At 41.1% G+C, this 17114-nt stretch carries 14 protein-coding genes; 12 read left to right on the forward strand and 2 right to left on the reverse strand.

From position 1 onward, the window contains the following. Positions 1-213 precede the first annotated feature (213 nt). The 8 genes from SLH46_RS01960 to SLH46_RS01995 all read left to right on the forward strand — a co-directional run bounded on the left by SLH46_RS01960 (position 214) and on the right by SLH46_RS01995 (position 10463). Entirely contained in the window at positions 214-2307 is a 2094-nt protein-coding gene (locus SLH46_RS01960; protein ID WP_320279459.1) for a CHASE domain-containing protein, read from the forward strand. A gap of 4 nt (positions 2308-2311) precedes the next feature. Beyond that, positions 2312-2779: a response regulator gene (locus SLH46_RS01965; protein ID WP_320279460.1), complete on the forward strand. Its 468-nt coding sequence runs from the start codon at positions 2312-2314 to the stop codon at positions 2777-2779. Between the two features lie 8 nt (positions 2780-2787). After that, positions 2788-4836 carry a hybrid sensor histidine kinase/response regulator gene (locus SLH46_RS01970; protein ID WP_320279461.1) on the forward strand — a complete coding sequence of 683 codons (2049 nt, stop codon included), beginning with the start codon at positions 2788-2790 and terminating at the stop codon, positions 4834-4836. Positions 4837-5037: 201 nt separating this feature from the next. Further along, positions 5038-5832, forward strand: coding sequence for a hypothetical protein (locus tag SLH46_RS01975; RefSeq protein ID WP_320279462.1), 795 nt, complete (start codon positions 5038-5040; stop codon positions 5830-5832). Positions 5833-5840: 8 nt separating this feature from the next. After that, positions 5841-6908, forward strand: a complete 1068-nt coding sequence (locus SLH46_RS01980; RefSeq protein ID WP_320279463.1) for a PCMD domain-containing protein — start codon at positions 5841-5843, stop codon at positions 6906-6908. A 212-nt stretch (positions 6909-7120) separates the two neighbouring features. Then, positions 7121-8593: a M28 family peptidase gene (locus SLH46_RS01985; RefSeq protein ID WP_320279464.1), complete on the forward strand. Its 1473-nt coding sequence runs from the start codon at positions 7121-7123 to the stop codon at positions 8591-8593. Between the two features lie 72 nt (positions 8594-8665). Beyond that, the gene (locus SLH46_RS01990) at positions 8666-9433 is read left to right on the forward strand and encodes a hypothetical protein (RefSeq protein WP_320279465.1); all 768 of its coding nucleotides are present in this window, start codon (positions 8666-8668) and stop codon (positions 9431-9433) included. Between the two features lie 232 nt (positions 9434-9665). Beyond that, the gene (locus SLH46_RS01995; protein WP_320279466.1) at positions 9666-10463 is read left to right on the forward strand and encodes a DUF2797 domain-containing protein; all 798 of its coding nucleotides are present in this window, start codon (positions 9666-9668) and stop codon (positions 10461-10463) included. Here SLH46_RS01995 and SLH46_RS02000 read toward each other — a convergent pair. Next, a complete protein-coding gene (locus tag SLH46_RS02000; protein WP_320279467.1) occupies positions 10439-11413 on the reverse strand; it encodes a polyprenyl synthetase family protein in 975 nt (324 codons plus the stop codon). The genes SLH46_RS01995 and SLH46_RS02000 overlap by 25 nt on opposite strands. Before the next feature lie 176 nt (positions 11414-11589). On the opposite strand from SLH46_RS02000, the gene SLH46_RS02005 reads away from it, so the two are divergent. The 4 genes from SLH46_RS02005 (at position 11590) to recO (ending at position 15672) form a co-directional block, all read left to right on the forward strand. Continuing rightward, entirely contained in the window at positions 11590-11892 is a 303-nt protein-coding gene (locus SLH46_RS02005) for an ArsR/SmtB family transcription factor (protein ID WP_320279468.1), read from the forward strand. 124 nt (positions 11893-12016) lie between these two features. Further along, positions 12017-12598, forward strand: coding sequence for a non-canonical purine NTP diphosphatase (locus tag SLH46_RS02010; RefSeq protein ID WP_320279469.1), 582 nt, complete (start codon positions 12017-12019; stop codon positions 12596-12598). Further along, a complete protein-coding gene (gene porZ, locus SLH46_RS02015) occupies positions 12599-14917 on the forward strand; it encodes a type IX secretion system anionic LPS delivery protein PorZ (RefSeq protein WP_320279470.1) in 2319 nt (772 codons plus the stop codon). It abuts the gene before it with no gap. 29 nt (positions 14918-14946) lie between these two features. Further along, complete coding sequence (recO, locus tag SLH46_RS02020) at positions 14947-15672, forward strand: DNA repair protein RecO (RefSeq protein WP_320279471.1); 726 nt, start codon at positions 14947-14949, stop codon at positions 15670-15672. Here recO and amrB read toward each other — a convergent pair. Next, positions 15654-17084: an AmmeMemoRadiSam system protein B gene (gene amrB, locus SLH46_RS02025; protein WP_320279472.1), complete on the reverse strand. Its 1431-nt coding sequence runs from the start codon at positions 17082-17084 to the stop codon at positions 15654-15656. The two genes, recO and amrB, sit on opposite strands and share 19 nt — an antisense overlap. Positions 17085-17114: the final 30 nt, after the last annotated feature.

Consider the following 17114-nt stretch of genomic DNA (forward strand, 5'->3'; position numbering starts at 1 on the left):
GATTTGGTAATTCGTGCCTAAGCCTGCAATGCTGAAAAAAGTTAAGGTGTATTGTTATTAAACAAGAAGGTTCCAATAATGCTTATACAGGAGCCTCCCGTGTTGTGGCCCCATTCCATAAATTTCATATTTATATATTTTATTTTACCTTTATTTTGAGGGATTCGGATTAAAAAATTGAAATCTGTGAAAGGGAAAACACAAAATCACCATATGATACAACTATCCAAAGTCTCGTGGAAAGCTTTCCTGGTTCTGATCATCGGAGTGCTAATTACGGGAGCGCTTACATACGCTACTCATTTGAATCTCAGCAGAGAAGAGAATAAAGATTTTGGGATGGTCTGCCAGGAGATTAAAACGAAGATAATGTCGCGGTTGTACGCACATGCCCAACTTTTGCGAAGTGGAGCTGCTTATGTTATCGGATCCGATGAGGTTACCCGTGTCGGGTGGCATGATTTTATTGAAAAAAGTAAAATAGATAAAAATTTACCCGGAATACAGGGAGTGGGATATTCGGTTGTTGTTCCTGAAAATAAACTTAGCGAACTGACTCAAATTATTAGAAATGAAGGATTTCCTGAGTTTCACATTTACCCCGAAGGTAAAAGGGATACATACACCGCCATCATCTATCTTGAACCCTTCGATTTCAGGAATCAACGTGCGTTTGGCTACGATATGTACTCCGAGCCGGTACGACGAAAAGCCATGGAACAGGCTAGGGATTATGACCTGGCAGCCCTTACCGGAAAAGTATTACTGGTACAGGAAACCAACGAAGATCTACAGGCCGGAAGTTTAATGTATGTTCCGGTTTACAAGAAAGACAAACCGATGTCAACCATTGCTGAGCGAAGAGAAGCGTTTGTCGGATGGGTTTACAGCCCTTACCGGATGGACGATTTAATGAACGGGATACTCGGGCGCTGGGATGCCATTAATTCCGAAAGGATACACCTTCAGATATACGACAACGAAGATATTACTGCGGAAGCGCTTCTTTTCGATAGTCAACATGGGAAAGTGAATGAAGCGCCTGAGAAAACCAGGACACTTGGAATGCCGATTGAATTTAACGGCAAAACATGGACCTTATATTTTCAACAGTCGAACAAATTTGAATGGTTATTATCGAATCGGGTAATCATCGTATTTATAGGAGGTCTGGTAACCAGTTTGCTGCTGTTCTTTTTAACGTCATCCCTGCAAAATACAAAGACAAAAGCACTGCTGATTGCCGAACGATTAACAGCAGAATTAAAAGAAAGCGAGGAAAAATTTAAGACCCTGGCCGACACCTCGCCAATGGCTATTTATATGTCGACAGGAATTGAGCAAACCGCCGAGTACATCAACCATACTTTTGTCGATTTGTTTGGATACACCATTGAAGAAGTGCCTAATTTTAACCAATGGTGGCCTCTTGCCTATCCGAACAAAGAATACCGCGAACGATTAGAAAAAGAATGGCAGGAGAAAGTAGGGAAGGCGATTAAAACAAAATCGGAAATCGATCCCATTGAGGCAATTGTAAAATGCAAAGATGGTTCTGAGAAAAATATAACATGGGGATTTAAAACCATTGGGAAGCAAAATTGGGCTTACGGACTCGACCTTACCAAACGGAAGCAAGTGGAACAACGACTTATTGAAATGAATGAGAACCTGGAAGAAATGGTATATATCACTTCGCATGACCTGCAGGTACCCCTGATTTCGATGGAAGGCTACGCTTCTGAATTGTTGGAAGATTACGACAGCGAGTTGGACGAAAACGGGAAGTTTTGTTTGCTGAGGCTAAAAAACAATGCGCAAAGCATGCACAATCTTATTAAAAGTCTGCTCGACATTTCCCGCTTGAATACTAAAATTCATCCGTTTGAAACATTTGATTTGAATGTGATTGTTGAAAAAATATTAATGGATCTGGCCTTATTCATTGAAAATAAAAAAGCAAATATCGTTGTTGAAGATTTGCCAAAACTACATGCCGATAAATACCGCATCGAAACTGTTTTCAGAAACTTAATTGTTAATGCATTGGTATACGGAGGAAAGAAAATCACCATTGGTGCAAAGAACAACATACTTTTTGTGGCGGACGACGGAATTGGGATCCCCAAAGACCAGTTATTTTCCATTTTCAAGGCTGGTGAACGCCTCATGCAAATCGACACAGATGGTGTGGGAATGGGACTTACTTTTTGTAAAAAAGTGATTGAAAAACACCAATGGGACCTGTGGGCCGAGTCGGAAGGAGTTGGAAAAGGCACCACGCTCAAAATCAGATACAGAAATTGAAACAATGAATAAAGAACAAAAAAATATATTCGCTCCCATACTGGTTGTAGAAGACAATCCTGACCATGCACGGATGATCATTCGTACGCTAAAGAAAAAAAGCAATTTAATGAATGAAATCATTCATTTTTCAAACGGACAGGAAGTACTGGATTACTTTTTTAAGATGAAAGATGAAGAAAACAGTGATCAGCCAAACCCAATACTTATTCTTCTGGATGTAAAAATGCCGATTAAAAATGGTTTTGAGGTGCTCGAAGGAATCCGCGCAGAAAAAAAATGTTTGAACATTCCTATTGTTATGCTGACAACAACTGCAAACAGCGAGGACGTGGCAAAAGCCTTAAAACTTGGTGCCAACGATTATATCGTGAAACCATTGAAATACGATGAATTCACCGAAAAAATTGCAAAACTCGGATATTATTGGGGAGTAATTAGCGATACGAAAAAAGCAATTAACGACAACTAGCATTTCTTATGAGCAATAACTTATTTGACAGAAAGGTTGAAATTTTAATTGTTGAGGACAACATTGACTTCATACATTTTATAAAAAATGTAATCTCTGACGAAATGTATCTTATAACGAGCATTAAATCGGGGACAGAAGCTTTCAACTACCTTAATAATCCGGAAACGCATGCAGATATTGTTTTACTCGATTACAAACTGCCGGGCATGAACGGTCTTGAAATTCTGGAAAAATTAGGTGAGGGAAAAGATCGGTTTAGTTTTATTTTTCTTACCGTTGACGACAGTATTGAAACCGTTGTAAAAGCGATGACAGCCGGTGCCCTCGACTTTGTGGTTAAATCGATTGAATTAAAAAATGAATTGCCGGGTAAAATTTCCAAAGTATTAAAAATCCACCATACCAAACTTCAAAAGGCACAATACGAAAAAGAACTGGAAGAAGCCAGGTTTAAATTTAAAACAGTTGCCGATTTCACCAATGACTGGGATTACTGGCAAAATCCCGATGGATCGTTACAATATGTTTCACCTTCGTTTAAACGATTTACGGGTTACGAAGTAGAGGATTTGAATGAAAATCCCGGTCTGATTGATGCAATAATTTTCGAGGATGATAAAACGAAATGGGAGGCACACAGAACAGATGTTGGAACCATCCATAAACCGGATGTTATGCAGGTTCGAATTAAACGAAAAGATGGTGATATTCGCTGGATCGAGCATAATTGTCAGCCTGTAATTGATCCTCACGGATCATTTTTAGGAATCAGGGTAAACAATCATGATATTACAGAGAGAGTGTTGTCCAATGAAAAGATCAAGCTAAACAGCTCGCGTTTGCACGACTTACTGGAACTTTCGCAGCACAACATCACCGATAAACAGGAAATATTCGATCATGCGCTGAATACCGCGGTTAAAATAACGCAGAGCGCGTGCGGGTACTTGTATCATTACGATGAAAAGACGAAAGAGTTTGTATTAAATTCATGGACGAAGTGCGGGATAGAAGGATGCAATACTGGAATTACGCAGCAAAATTTAGGTTTAGATGAAATAGGATTTTGGGGTGAAGCTGTCAGGCAGCGAAAAACGGTAACAGCAAATAATATTGACCGGGAATCGTCAAATGAGGGATACTTCAAGGGGTGTTCAAATGTAAAAAACTACCTGGTTACGCCCTTTTTCGAAAACGAAGAAATCAATTTTATATTAGGAGTTGCAAACAAACCTTTGCCCTATGACAAGGATGATGTCATTCAGCTAAATTTATTGTCGGAAACGGTGTGGAAGATTTTTCAGCAAAAAAACGACGAGAAAAAAATCCGGGAAATGCTTACCGAACTAAAAGAGCTGAATGCCACAAAAGATAAGTTCGTATCTATTATTGCGCACGATTTGCGAAGTCCTATTGGCAGTATAAATAGTTTTTTAGAAGTTATATCAGACAACCTTCATACCTTCTCTCAGGATACGATTGAGAAATACATTAATACGCTAAAAAGCCAGACTCAAAACACATTTAATTTATTGGAAGATATATTATTGTGGGCACATTCTCAATCTTCAAAAATTCCTTTTGAACCGGAAATTGTGCGATTGAAAGATTTGTGCAACGAGGAAATTATGGGTTTGCAAATTTCTGCTGAAAATAAAAAAATCAACGTTAGCAATAAGATTCAAAATACAGTGGAGCTCTACGCTGACAGAAATATGCTGAAAACTACGGTGAGGAATTTACTGTCGAATGCCATAAAATTTACCCACGAAAACGGGAACGTATCAATAAGTGCTGAGCAAGGAAATTCGGCTGTTACCATTACTGTTTCCGACAATGGAATTGGTATTGGGCCTCAAAAATTAACATCTGTTTTCGAAATATCGCAGGTAAATTCCTCGTTAGGAACAGCCGATGAAAAAGGCACCGGATTAGGATTAACGCTTTGTAAAGATTTTGTGGAAAAACACGATGGCAAAATTTGGATTGAAAGTGAAATAGATAAAGGTACAGACGTTAAGTTTTCGATACCAGTGAATCAACAAGAGCCTTAAGCCAACACTCCATCTGTTGTTACAAATTATTCGCCCACCTATTCTTTGTCTGTACAAAAGGGTAAATATCCTGTCGTTTGTATACTCTAAAAATCCCCGCAACGGTGGGATAATTGTATCATGCAGTGGCATTATTCAGACTGTGTGTGCAGCTACTCTGAAAGCAATGCCTTATATTTGATAGAGAAATGCCGTTAATCCATGAAAATGAAAAACATCCGGATACTTGTCGTTCTTCTGATCTTGCCGGTGTATCTGTTCGCACAGGAGGATTCGCTAAAGATTGATCAGAAACTCACTCCCTACGATCTGTTGTCAAATTATTACATCGAAAATTTTCATCCTTTCCAAAAAGGTAATTTTTATGTGGGACTGGCTTTTTCGGTAACAGATAAAAACCTTACCAATACCAATTACTTGATTCAGAAGGTGGTTGAAGGAGATCGGCTCGACTACGATTTGTTGCTCAAGGGAGGATACTACACTGGTGATTATGGTATGGTAATTATTAATCTAAATTATTTTCAGAATCGTTTTGGTGGATCTGTTTTTCAGGATCCCGACACCGTGCAGTCGAATACCCTGTCTCGTGGATTTGCCGTAAGTCCCGGATTTCGCTCTTCGGTGCCTTTGACACAAACCGAGCGATTGAGTTTTTTCACTGAATTTGGATTTACGCTGGGTGGAAGTAACTCGCTAACCCGTAATGTGAAAAACATTGATGAGGTAGAAAAAAAGTTTAAAAAGGAATTCAATTTCGGGGTAGGATTAAGTCCGGGAATTACCTTTTTTGCCATGGAGAATTTTGCTTTCGAGGTGCAGTTGAATAATGTTTTGGGCTACGAGTTAAATGTGGCAAAAAGCAGCACCAACGAAGGCCCCGAATCGAAACAAGTACGTCAAAATGTTGATTTTAACATTAATCTGCTTTCGCTTGAGCTGGGATTGGCCTATTATTTTGGAGCGGGTAAAAACAGGAAGGAGGCAGCGAGATGAAAAGGTCAATGTATATAATTGCAATTCTACTGGTCCTGTTTTCCTGTGTTAAGGAAGATCATTTTGGTTTGTCGCCTTACGGAAATATTAAAAAGTTTCTGGTTAGCAATCAGGCTGGTAATGCCACTATCGATACCGATTTAAAGACCGTTACCATTGAAATTCCCGGCGGTGTTGAGCTTTCGTCGCTGGTGATACAAGAGCTGGAACTTTCATCGTTTGCAACTGCCGATAAAGCTGTTGGCGATGTAATCGATCTGAGCAGCGATGCCACTATTACCGTAATTGCCGAAGATGGCAGCACAACTGCCTGGATAATAGAAACCTTTGTAGCGTCGGCAACACCGCAACTCGACAACGGCGATTTGAATACCTGGTACAAAACCAGCTCGGGATATTACGAGCCCGGTACCGATGCTGCTTCCACCATTTGGGGAACCGGAAACCCGGGAACCCAGATTTTGGGAAAAATTGCTACAACACCTTACGATTTGGGCAGTGGAAATATGGCCGCCCTGATGGAAACTTATGATCTGGGACTGGCAGGAGTTCCGTTAAAAACACCCATTGCCGCCGGTTCGTTGTTTACCGGTTATTTCGATTCCGATAAACTGGATCCGACCGATCCGGAAGCAGCCATCGCATTTGGAACACCGTTTACCGGCCGACCCGATAAAATCCGTTTTACCTATTCGTATGTTCCGGGCGACGTGAATGAAGACCGGTACGGAAATGTGTTGGATTATGGCGATAACTGCGATATTTACGCTTTTCTCGAAGTTCGCCTGGGGGGAACAACGCAACGGCTTGGAACAGCCTGGTTTCGCAGCGACGAAAATCAGTCGGAGATGATTACCAGGGAAATAGAGTTTGTTTATGGTCCACTCGACGACTCGTATCCCGATTATATGAGCCCGGACGACGGGAATTTTGTGTCGGGCGATTCGGCTACTTATATGTTACCAACCCACATTACTTTTGTGGCTTCGTCGAGTTACGATGGAGCTAATTTTGCCGGAGCAGTCGGCAGCAAGCTACTCATCGACGATGTGGTTTTGGTTTACGATGAGGAATAAGTCGATGTATTTTAATGCGTAAATGGTCTTCATTAGTTGGTTTCATCATCTCTATTTTATTGAGAACTGCTGGTCTGGATTTTGAAATGAGTTCAGAATAATAGTTGCTACGATTCATTTTCTACCAATTCCCAAATTAATTATTCAACTTTTATAGATTTAAAAGCCGATACAAGCAAAAAGTTATATTTTTATCGATTCTCAAAATTTTAATGATGAAAGTAAAATATTATTTAGTGCTGTTGTTCGCAGCATTTACTGTAAATGGATTTGCACAGCAGAATGAGAGTGACCTACGTTTAAAAACTTTTCATTCCATTTCGAGCAACGAATTAATGGAGTATGCAACGGAACTGAGTTCTGATAAATACGAAGGCCGCTTGTCCGGTTCTCCGGAGTATCTGGAAGCAGCCAAATGGTGTGCTTCAAAATTTGAAGAGTTTGGTGTAAAACCTGCAAATGGTGATAGTTACTTTCAGTACTTCCCAAACGAATATTCCGATGTAAACTCGCTGGGATCGGTGGTTTACTTTAACGGCGACGAAAAAACATATCTCGATTTCCCGGAAGATTATTTACCGGGTTCCAACTCGGCAAGCGGCACAGTTCAGGCCGAACTGGTTTATGTTGGTCATGGAATTACCGCCCCGGAACTGGATTACGACGATTATGCAGCTGTAGATGTAAAAGGCAAAATTATCATTCTCGAGAGTGGAACGCCGTACACCAAAAACGATGAAACACTGGGCAAATGGACACCATACGCGTATCACCGGTATAAATTCAGAAATGCACTAAAACATGGTGCAGCCGGAATGATTTACGCCAGCAAATTGGCCAATCCGAATACGGTAAATCTCGAAGGATTTGTTTATGCACACGTCGATACAAAGGTTTTAACACAAATTATGGCCGATGCCGGAAAAGATTACCAGCAAATTCGTGAGCAGCTAAAAAATATGGAAACGCCATCGTTTGAGTTGCCGGCAGATCAAAAAGTATTTATCCGCGCCGAAACAAAATATTTCCCTGATGCGCAGGCTTGTAACGTGGTTGCAATGATAGAAGGTTCCGATCCTGAATTAAAAGACGAAGTGATAATTATCGGTGGTCACCTCGATGGGCAGGGGAAAATGGGCGATGTAATCTTTTCCAGCGCCTTGGATAATGCATCGGGAATCAGCGATATTTTAGGGGCTGCAAAAGCTTTGGCCTCATCGGAAGTAAAGCCAAAACGTTCGGTACTTTTTATTCTTATCGGTGGCGAGGAGTGTGGCTTGTACGGCTCGAAATATTACTGTAAAAATCCTTTGTTCCCTGTTGAGAAAACAAAGTTGATGATCAACCTGGATATGGTTGGAAACGGTACCGGATTTTTTGTGTCGGGAGGAAAAACGCACTCAAAATTATATAGCCACTTTGAGGACGCTAACAATAATTTTATTCACCGCGAAATGGGAGCTTCGGCAGTTAGTAAAAATTACGGTCGTCCACGTTCCGATGCCTCAAATTTTGAAAATGTAGGTATTAAAACATTTGGATTGTGGACGCGTAACTCGGTGTATCCGGTGCACTACCACATGCCTCTCGATAAAACAAATGTGCTTACACCCGAGATTATGGAAGATGCTGCAAAACTGCTCTACCTCGGTATTTTAGGCGTGGCAAACGACACAAAACTTTAACCGCCGCAAAGATCGTTTCAACTTTTTATCGATTTGCCTTGTTACTCTGCTAACACCACTTGTCTGGCACCTATGAAATCGAGAAAAGAACACTTTAAACGAACATTGCTCGACCTGGCAAACAGAAAAGATCTTGTTCCGGGAATTTACAACTATTGCGATCGTTGGTGCGAACGCTGTACCATGACGCAAAAATGTTTGACCTATTTGCATGAACAGGAAAATAAGATCGAAGATGATTCGCTAAATCCTGATGAGGAGAATAAAAACTTTTGGGATCAGATACGCGTGGCCTGGGAAGTGACCATGGAAATGATTGAAGAGGATGCAGACAAAGAGGGGATCGACCTGAGTGATGTTGAAGATATTGAATTACCCGAGCACATTGAAACGCCTTTGGAGGTGAAGGCCCGAAATTATGGGATCAACATTCACAAATGGATGAACGAGAATAAGGAGTTTTTCTCGGATAAAGCTGAAAAACTGGTTATGATCGACGACGACGAATCGATGATTAAATACCGCGATGCAGCCGAGGTAATTCAGTGGTACAGTGCATTTATCGGTGCTAAAGTTCATCGGGCTCATTTGGAACTTGAACAGCGGCAAAACGATCCCGACGACGAATACGGTTTATACGCCGACAACCTGGGATCGGCAAAGATTGCCATAATTGGCATTAAACGATCGATGGATGCGCTTTCGGTTTTTTACTCCGGTTTTAGTGAAATGGAAGACGAAATCCTGCAGTTTTTGCTCGAGCTGACGCAGATAAAAAAGCAAATGCTAAAAACATTTCCCGGTGTAATGGAATTCAAACGACCCGGTTTTGATGATTAGAGGAATTAATATCCAATCAATTTTCCAGCTATTTATGGCTCGTCATGCTGAACTTGTTTCAGCATCTTTTACGTCTGATAACTGGGTTTTTGCGGGGAAAATTCTGGATCAGGGAGCTGACAGAGGGGGGGACTTGTCGGTTGTGAATAATTGCGGACATTCAAATTAAAAAATAATACAAAAACTGTATGATACACATTTTGTCTTATTTTCACGTCAGAAAATAGTTATCATGGAATTTGAAGGCAACATACGAAAAATGATCACTGAGCATAATACGCCGGTAAAATATACCCTGCCCATTGGCGAACAACAAATTGATGTGAACGCACTGATCGGTAAAGAAATCTCGATGCGTTTCGACGGTCAGATAAATTGTGTATCGTGTGGCAAAAAAACAAAAACATCGTTTAGCCAGGGATTTTGTTACAACTGTCTTCAAACGGCTCCCGAAGCCAGTGAGTCGATCATTCGCCCCGAATTATCGAAGGCACATTTGGGAATTGCTCGCGACATGGAATGGGCAAAGAAACACGATCTGATCGACCATTTTGTGTATTTGGCCGTGTCAAGCGCTTTAAAAGTTGGTGTTACCCGCGAACATCAAATTCCAACGCGATGGATCGATCAGGGAGCCAGTTATGCCATTAAAATTGCCAAAACACCCAACCGCCACATTGCAGGTGTTATCGAGGTGTTTCTTAAGGATCATTTTACCGATAAAACCAATTGGCGCGCGATGCTGAAAAACGAAGTCTTAAAAGATTTTGATCTGGCAGCGGAAAAAGAACGTATTACAAATCTGCTTCCGCTGGAATTGCAGAAATACATGGATCCGGAAAATAGTGTAACAGAAATAAATTACCCCGTTGAGCAGTTTCCTGACAAGATTAAAAGTGTTGGTTTTGATAAACTCCCGGAAATTACCGGAACATTGGCTGGCATAAAAGGGCAGTATTTAATCTTCGATGATAGCCGCGTGCTCAATATCAGAAAACACAATGGTTATTTTTTGCGGGTGGCAATATAGTTCATCAGCTCGATGAGCGATTCGCGTGCATCACAATCTGGGAATTCGTTTAATCCGGCAATTGCTTTGTCTTTAAACTCATTCATTTTTTGTTCGGCATATTCAAGGCCACCTTTTTCGGTTACCAGTTTTATCAGTTCTTCAACAACTGCCGAGCTGTTATTTTTGCGTTTAATCAGCCTCAAAATCCGCTTGCGTTCTGTACGGTCAGCTTCATTTAAAACGTGAAGTAGTGGCAGTGTGATTTTCTTTTCCTTAATGTCGTTGCCCGTTGGTTTGCCCAAAAGGCCTTTCGACTGGTAATCGAAAATATCATCTTTTATCTGGAAAGCAATTCCGGCATCCTGCCCAATGCTGTACATTTTTTCAATGATCACTTCGTCGTCAACTGCCGATGCTGCGCCAATGGCCATACTCGTAGCAATTAAAGAAGCTGTTTTTTTGCGGATGATCTCGAAATAGGTTTCATCGTCGATGTCCAGCTTGCGGCTTTTTTTCATTTGCAGGATTTCTCCCTCGGCCATATCCTGCACCGCGCGCGAAATCAGATGAAGGAAGTTGTATTTTTTACTCTCGAGTTGCAGAAGCAGTCCGCGTGCCAAAATATAATCGCCTACTAAAACAGCCAGTTTGTTTTTCCAAAGTGCTTTAACCGAAAACGATCCGCGGCGCTCGTACGACTCGTCAACCACATCGTCGTGAACCAGTGTTGCGGTGTGCAATAATTCAACCGAACAGGCTGCCAATTTTGAATATTCGTTGGTTCCGCCGTGCAGTTTTGCCGATAAAAACACAAACATAGGGCGTAGCTGTTTGCCCTTGGTTCGATAAAGGAAATTTAAAATGGTTGCCAGTAAAGGGATATCGCTTTGCAACGATTTTTTAAAATAAGGCTCAAAATCAAGCAGTTCTTGTTCAATGGGGGCCTTTATTTTTTTTATCGTCGTCATTCCTTTTTGGGCTTCTTTTTCGATGAACGAACTTAGAACAATTTTAAATAAAAACAGACATTTTATTTAAAAAAACTAAAAATTCCTGATAATGTACAAATGTTAAGTATCCACAGACAAAAAAGCAGTAAACAAGTCTCAAATATTTATATATTTGCATTTCTAAAGGTATAACCATGGTAGATATCAAGGAGATAAACGTCGAGCGATTAGAGATCGCTGCGAGTATGTTAAAGGCAATGGCACATCCAATGCGAATTGCTATTTTGAAACATTTGGAGGGAGGAAAAAAATTAACAGTAACCGAGATTCACGAACTGCTGAAAATTGAGCAGTCAACTACATCGCATCACTTGGGTATTTTGCGTGACAAAGGAGTTTTGTGTTCGAAGCGCGAAGGAAAAAATACATATTACTACTTGAGATACAATATTTTAAGTCAGATTGTTGATTGTCTGGAAACCTGCACCTGCGACTAAAAACATTATTACGATAGTGAAAACCGCTGATTAAGATCAAGCGGTTTTTTTGTGCCTTAAAAAGCTATTCCCGAATGTGCCTGCAAAGTAGAGTCATTTTCTTATTTTTACCTAAAATTATTGGATGATGAAGCTCGTTTTTGCTACAAATAACAAACACAAACTGGAAGAATTACAAGCAATTTTGGGAGATCAGTTCTCGCTGCTGAGCTTGAAAGATATTGAATGTTTCGACGAAATTCCGGAGGAACAACCTACACTTGAAGGAAATGCCAGCCAAAAAGCTTTTTATATTTATGATAAATTTAAAATAGACTGTTTTGCTGATGACACCGGCCTTGAAATTGAAGCGCTGAATGGTGAGCCCGGAGTTTTCTCGGCACGTTATGCCGGTGAAGACAAAAATTCGGAGGCGAATATGAATAAAGTGCTTGAAAAACTGGCTAAAATAAATGAGCGGAAAGCACGTTTTAGAACTGTAATTTCGCTGGTAATTAATGGTGAAGAACAGCAGTTTGAAGGCATTGTAAACGGCGAAATACTAAAAGAAAAACGTGGAGGATCTGGATTTGGTTACGACCCTATTTTTAGACCAGACGGGTTTAACCAATCGTTTGCCGAAATGGATCTCGCAGATAAAAACAAGATCAGTCACCGCGGAAGAGCCGTGCAAAAACTGGTCGACTATTTAAAAAAGCTGGATTAAATGATGAAACAATTTATACTTTCTGTACTATTTCTCTCGATATTTTTTATTTCGCAGGCACAGCGTGAACAGGGATCGTGGCAAGATTATCTTTCGTATAATAATGCCAGCAAAATTGCTGTTTCGTCTGATAAAGTTTACTGTGTTACCGAAGGTGGCCTGTTTTATTACGATCTGGAAGACAATAGTGTAAACAAATTTGGCGACGGAATCGAGCTTTCGGATTTTGGCGTAAACTCCATCGCGTACAGCGAGCAAAATCAGGTGTTGGTAATTGCCTATTCAAACGGTAATATCGATTTGCTTTTCGATGACGGGGAGGTAGTTAATCTGTCAGACATCAAGCGGAAAACCATTGCCGGGAACAAGATCATCAATAATATTTGTATATCGGGAAATGAGGCCTACCTGGCCTGTGGTTTTGGAATCGTAGTACTCAATCTTGACAAGCAGGAAATAAAGGATACTTATTATATCGGCGACGGAGGATCGTCATTGGAAGTAAATGACGTGGAAACCGATGTCAATTCGATTTTTGCGGCTACCGATCAGGGAATTTACCGTGCGGATAAAAACGAATCGAACCTGGCGAATTTTGCCAACTGGATTCATGTGGATGACATTCCGCATGCCGATGAAAGTTTCAGTCAGTTGGTTTATCATGCCGGAAACATAATTGCCAACTACGCAGCCGGCGAGTGGTACGCCGATGAAATGTATATGCTCAATAACAACACCTGGGAGCCCTACAATTCGTCTATTCATTATGCTTTTGATATGCAAAGTAATGGCGAGTATTTAACCATTGCCAGTCGCGATGCGGTTTTTATCATCGATAACAATCATAATAGAATCGGGCAGATAAATAGCTATGTGTTCGGCGACAGAACTGAGGAGAGTATTACACCGCGAAGTGCTGCAGTGTCAGCCGACGGTTCGGTTTGGATTGCAGATAATAAGGAAGTATTGGTGCGTTATTACGGCGAGAGTTTTGAACAGACATTGCCTCCCGGGCCAATAAATAACGATATGTATTTTGTTGGCGCCTTTAGTACCGATATTTGGATGTCGCCGGGTAGTACCGCCGGTTATATCGAACCACTTTTTCAGCGTTTTGGAGCTAATGGCTGGACATATTTTACCAACGAAACACATCCTGAGTTGACCGGATTTCATAATATTTTAGCAATTGAAGTGGATCCCCGCGATCCGAATCATTTTTTTGTTGCCAGTTGGGGAGGAGGGTTACTGGAATACCGCAACGATGAGTTGGTGGAAAGGTATTACAACCTGAACAGTCCGTTGGAAACTGCTTTGCCTGAACAGCCTAATGAGCCGTTTACACGTGTTGGAGGGATGAGCTTCGACTCGGAAGGAAACCTGTGGATAACGAATGCAGAGTGTACGCACAATTTGCATAAGTTAACGTCGTCAGGCGATTGGGAATCGTTTGAGTTATCTGAAATTGCCAACAGCTATAATGTTACGGATATCATAGTAAATGAAAATCAAGACAAATGGATGCTGGTTCCGGGTCACGATGCTTACGTTGTAAATAAAAACGGAGACCAGAAAAAAAGGCTGCTTGTCACCACATATTTTAGCAATGGAACCGATCAGGTTACTACTCGAATGAACGATGTTTTTGCCATTGCTGAGGATCAGGAAGGTGCAATTTGGATTGGGAGTTCGAAAGGTGTGGCGGTGTATAGTAATCCGTCGCGAATTTGGAGTTCGGATAATTTTTACGCCACTCAGCCGGGTCTCGATCTGAATGACGGTATTTATCATCCGCTGCTTGAAACCGAAACTGTTACTGCTATTGCTGTTGACGGAGCTAATCGTAAGTGGTTAGGGACGGAAGGTTCTGGCGTATTTTTGGTGTCAGAAAGCGGAGACGCTGAGGTCCTGCATTTTACCACTGAAAATAGTCCCTTACTTTCGAATAACATTCTGTCGATTGCGATCAATCAAAAAAATGGTGAGGTATTTTTCGGTACTGACAAGGGGCTGATCTCCTATCAGGGAGAGGCAACAGGTGGTGCGGATTCGTACAGTGATGTATACGTGTATCCGAATCCGGTTCGTGAAACTTACGATGGCCCGGTAACCATTGCCGGCCTGATTGAAAATACCGACGTAAAAATCACCGACATCAGCGGAAACCTTGTTTTTAAAACAACTTCGTTTGGAGGCCAGGCAGTTTGGGACGGTACAAATCTAAATGGCAACCGCGTAAAAACCGGTGTTTATATGGTTTTTTGTAACGACGAAAATGGGGAAGAAACGCACATCACAAAAGTATTGTTCATCCATTAATAAGGCTTTAGAAATAGCTTAACAGATTTATGATAGCTGCAACGGAAGGAATTGTTTTACACTCGGTAAAATATGGCGAGAGCAGTGTAATTGCTACCATATTCACGAAGGAATTTGGGCGGCAAAGTTATATGATCAATGCAGCGCGAAGCAAAAAATCGAAAAATAAAGCCAGTTTGCTGCAACCGATGTTTTTGGTAGAGCTGGAAGCATATCAGAAACAGTCGCGAGATCTGCAGCGAATCCGGGCGATTAAAAGTCTTGCCACTTACCAGGATATTCCTTTTGATATTGTAAAGTCAACGCAAGCTATCTTTCTGGCAGAATTGCTGTACAAAACCATCCACGAGCAGGAGAGTTATCCCGAGCTGTTTGAGTTTATAAAACACGCGCTGTTGTACCTCGATCTGATGGATGAAGGAAAGGCGAATTTTCATTTGTATTTTTTATTTCATTTAACCGAATATCTGGGTTTTATGCCCGATACAACAATGCCGGGTTTCGAGGGCTGGCTTGATTTGCAAAAGGGAGTTGTGGTTCCGTTTGAACCATCGCATCCGATGTTCGCCAATAAAGAGGCTACAGCGCAACTGGTAAAACTGGCCCTGTTGAAGATCAATGAACTCGATCAGCTGAAAATTAAACGAAGTATGCGTGATTCGTTGTTAGAGAGTTTGGTTGACTACTATCGTTTGCATTTTGATACCCTGGGCGAAATAAAATCGTTAAAAGTACTTCAGGAGATTTTTTCGTGATCATCTTTTACTATCGCCACTTCGTAAGTAAATAGTTCGGCTGTTTTCCAGCCTTCCCAACCGATTCCGGCTTTATTTTGCGAGCATCTTCCAAGAAATTCCTCTTTGCTCCAACCTGTTTTTTCTGCTACCTGTGGCAGAAAAGTTCCCGAATTAAATCCACTTTTTATGTAAATTCCATGTCGGCCCAATTCAAACTCATCAATCGAACTGATCTTTTTTAATGGAGTAAGCACTGAAACTTCAAGCGTCATTCGGTCGAGTTCGATTGGCTCAACCGGATCAAAACGATGGTCGTTTACTGCTGAAACAGCATGGCGGGAAATCATTTCGCGTAATGTTTTTTCCCCGGCAAATCCACCGATACAACCACGCAGTTCATTATCAATATAAACACTGATAAATGCACCTGCTTTTTCATCCAGAATACTTTGCCCTTTTTCAGCTTTCTTAATTTTCTCCGTGTCCTTACCAAGATATCGGCTAATTGTATTTCGTGCCAATTGTAAGATATCGTGTTTCTCGGATGGACTAATTGAAAAAGCCGGTTTTTCATAAACAGCCAGTGCCCAGTATCCAACAACGCGGTCTTTTTCGCCATACAATTTGCTGTCGCCTGAGTTTTTATAATCCAGCTGTTTTATCATGAAATTGTTGTTTTGTGTAAGATAAAGTAAAGTCAGCACCGATGTCCAGCCGCATAACGAAGTTGAAAGATGGTTAATGTGTTCCTTTTTGGTTTTTCCGAGTGTGTCTAAGAGCTCGTCAGCATTGTTCTGGCAAATGGAATCAGCCGTTAACTGGTCAACTTTGCAAGCATCGTCATAATTTGGGAAATGCGAAAAATCGGTACTTACCACAAAAAGATTATCAGTGGTAAAATAAGGTTGAAGTGCCTCTGCAAGTTTTTTACAATCATTGGCGGAGTTGGTGCCCATAATTATTGGAACCAGTTGAAAATTGTGATCCAACCGATATTGCAAAAATGGGAGTTGAACCTCCAGACTGTGTTCGTAGAGATGGGATTCGGTGTGATCGGTAAAAATCGTCGATAAAGCCAAAAGTTCTTTCGCAAGTTTCCTGTTCACCTTAACTTCACCCAGCGGCGTTTCGTAATTTCCCCGGGTATAAACTGAAGCGCCGCCAAACGAATACCGATGACTGGAGGCGATCACAAAAACATTCTTATACGTTTTGTTTGGTGGAATTTGTTGGTAGGCCGAAGCAGCCACCTGTCCGCTAAAAATATAGCCAGCGTGAGGTGCAATAATGGCCCTTAAAGTGTGCGAACTTACTATCTCTTTTTCTTCCCGAAAAAACTCTTCCAGTTGATTGCGCAGCGAACCGGCAGATGAGGGGTAAAACTGACCCGCCACTGCTGTTTCCCTGTTTTTATTTTTACTGAAGTTCATACGCATCTTAACTGCTTAAAAGATAGTAAT

The organism is Draconibacterium sp. IB214405 (assembly GCF_033963885.1).
In the GTDB taxonomy this organism is placed as follows: Bacteria; Bacteroidota; Bacteroidia; order Bacteroidales; family Prolixibacteraceae; genus Draconibacterium.

What these genes read in the sequence shown, in the direction of transcription:
- SLH46_RS01960 (WP_320279459.1), top strand. Translation starts at nt 214, where the DNA reads ATGATACAACTATCCAAAGTCTCGTGGAAAGCTTTCCTGGTTCTGATC.
- SLH46_RS01965 (WP_320279460.1), top strand. Translation starts at nt 2,312, where the DNA reads ATGAATAAAGAACAAAAAAATATATTCGCTCCCATACTGGTTGTAGAA.
- SLH46_RS01970 (WP_320279461.1), top strand. Translation starts at nt 2,788, where the DNA reads ATGAGCAATAACTTATTTGACAGAAAGGTTGAAATTTTAATTGTTGAG.
- SLH46_RS01975 (WP_320279462.1), top strand. Translation starts at nt 5,038, where the DNA reads ATGAAAATGAAAAACATCCGGATACTTGTCGTTCTTCTGATCTTGCCG.
- SLH46_RS01980 (WP_320279463.1), top strand. Translation starts at nt 5,841, where the DNA reads ATGTATATAATTGCAATTCTACTGGTCCTGTTTTCCTGTGTTAAGGAA.
- SLH46_RS01985 (WP_320279464.1), top strand. Translation starts at nt 7,121, where the DNA reads ATGATGAAAGTAAAATATTATTTAGTGCTGTTGTTCGCAGCATTTACT.
- SLH46_RS01990 (WP_320279465.1), top strand. Translation starts at nt 8,666, where the DNA reads ATGAAATCGAGAAAAGAACACTTTAAACGAACATTGCTCGACCTGGCA.
- SLH46_RS01995 (WP_320279466.1), top strand. Translation starts at nt 9,666, where the DNA reads ATGGAATTTGAAGGCAACATACGAAAAATGATCACTGAGCATAATACG.
- SLH46_RS02000 (WP_320279467.1), bottom strand. Translation starts at nt 11,413, where the DNA reads ATGACGACGATAAAAAAAATAAAGGCCCCCATTGAACAAGAACTGCTT.
- SLH46_RS02005 (WP_320279468.1), top strand. Translation starts at nt 11,590, where the DNA reads ATGGTAGATATCAAGGAGATAAACGTCGAGCGATTAGAGATCGCTGCG.
- SLH46_RS02010 (WP_320279469.1), top strand. Translation starts at nt 12,017, where the DNA reads ATGATGAAGCTCGTTTTTGCTACAAATAACAAACACAAACTGGAAGAA.
- porZ (WP_320279470.1), top strand. Translation starts at nt 12,599, where the DNA reads ATGATGAAACAATTTATACTTTCTGTACTATTTCTCTCGATATTTTTT.
- recO (WP_320279471.1), top strand. Translation starts at nt 14,947, where the DNA reads ATGATAGCTGCAACGGAAGGAATTGTTTTACACTCGGTAAAATATGGC.
- amrB (WP_320279472.1), bottom strand. Translation starts at nt 17,084, where the DNA reads ATGAACTTCAGTAAAAATAAAAACAGGGAAACAGCAGTGGCGGGTCAG.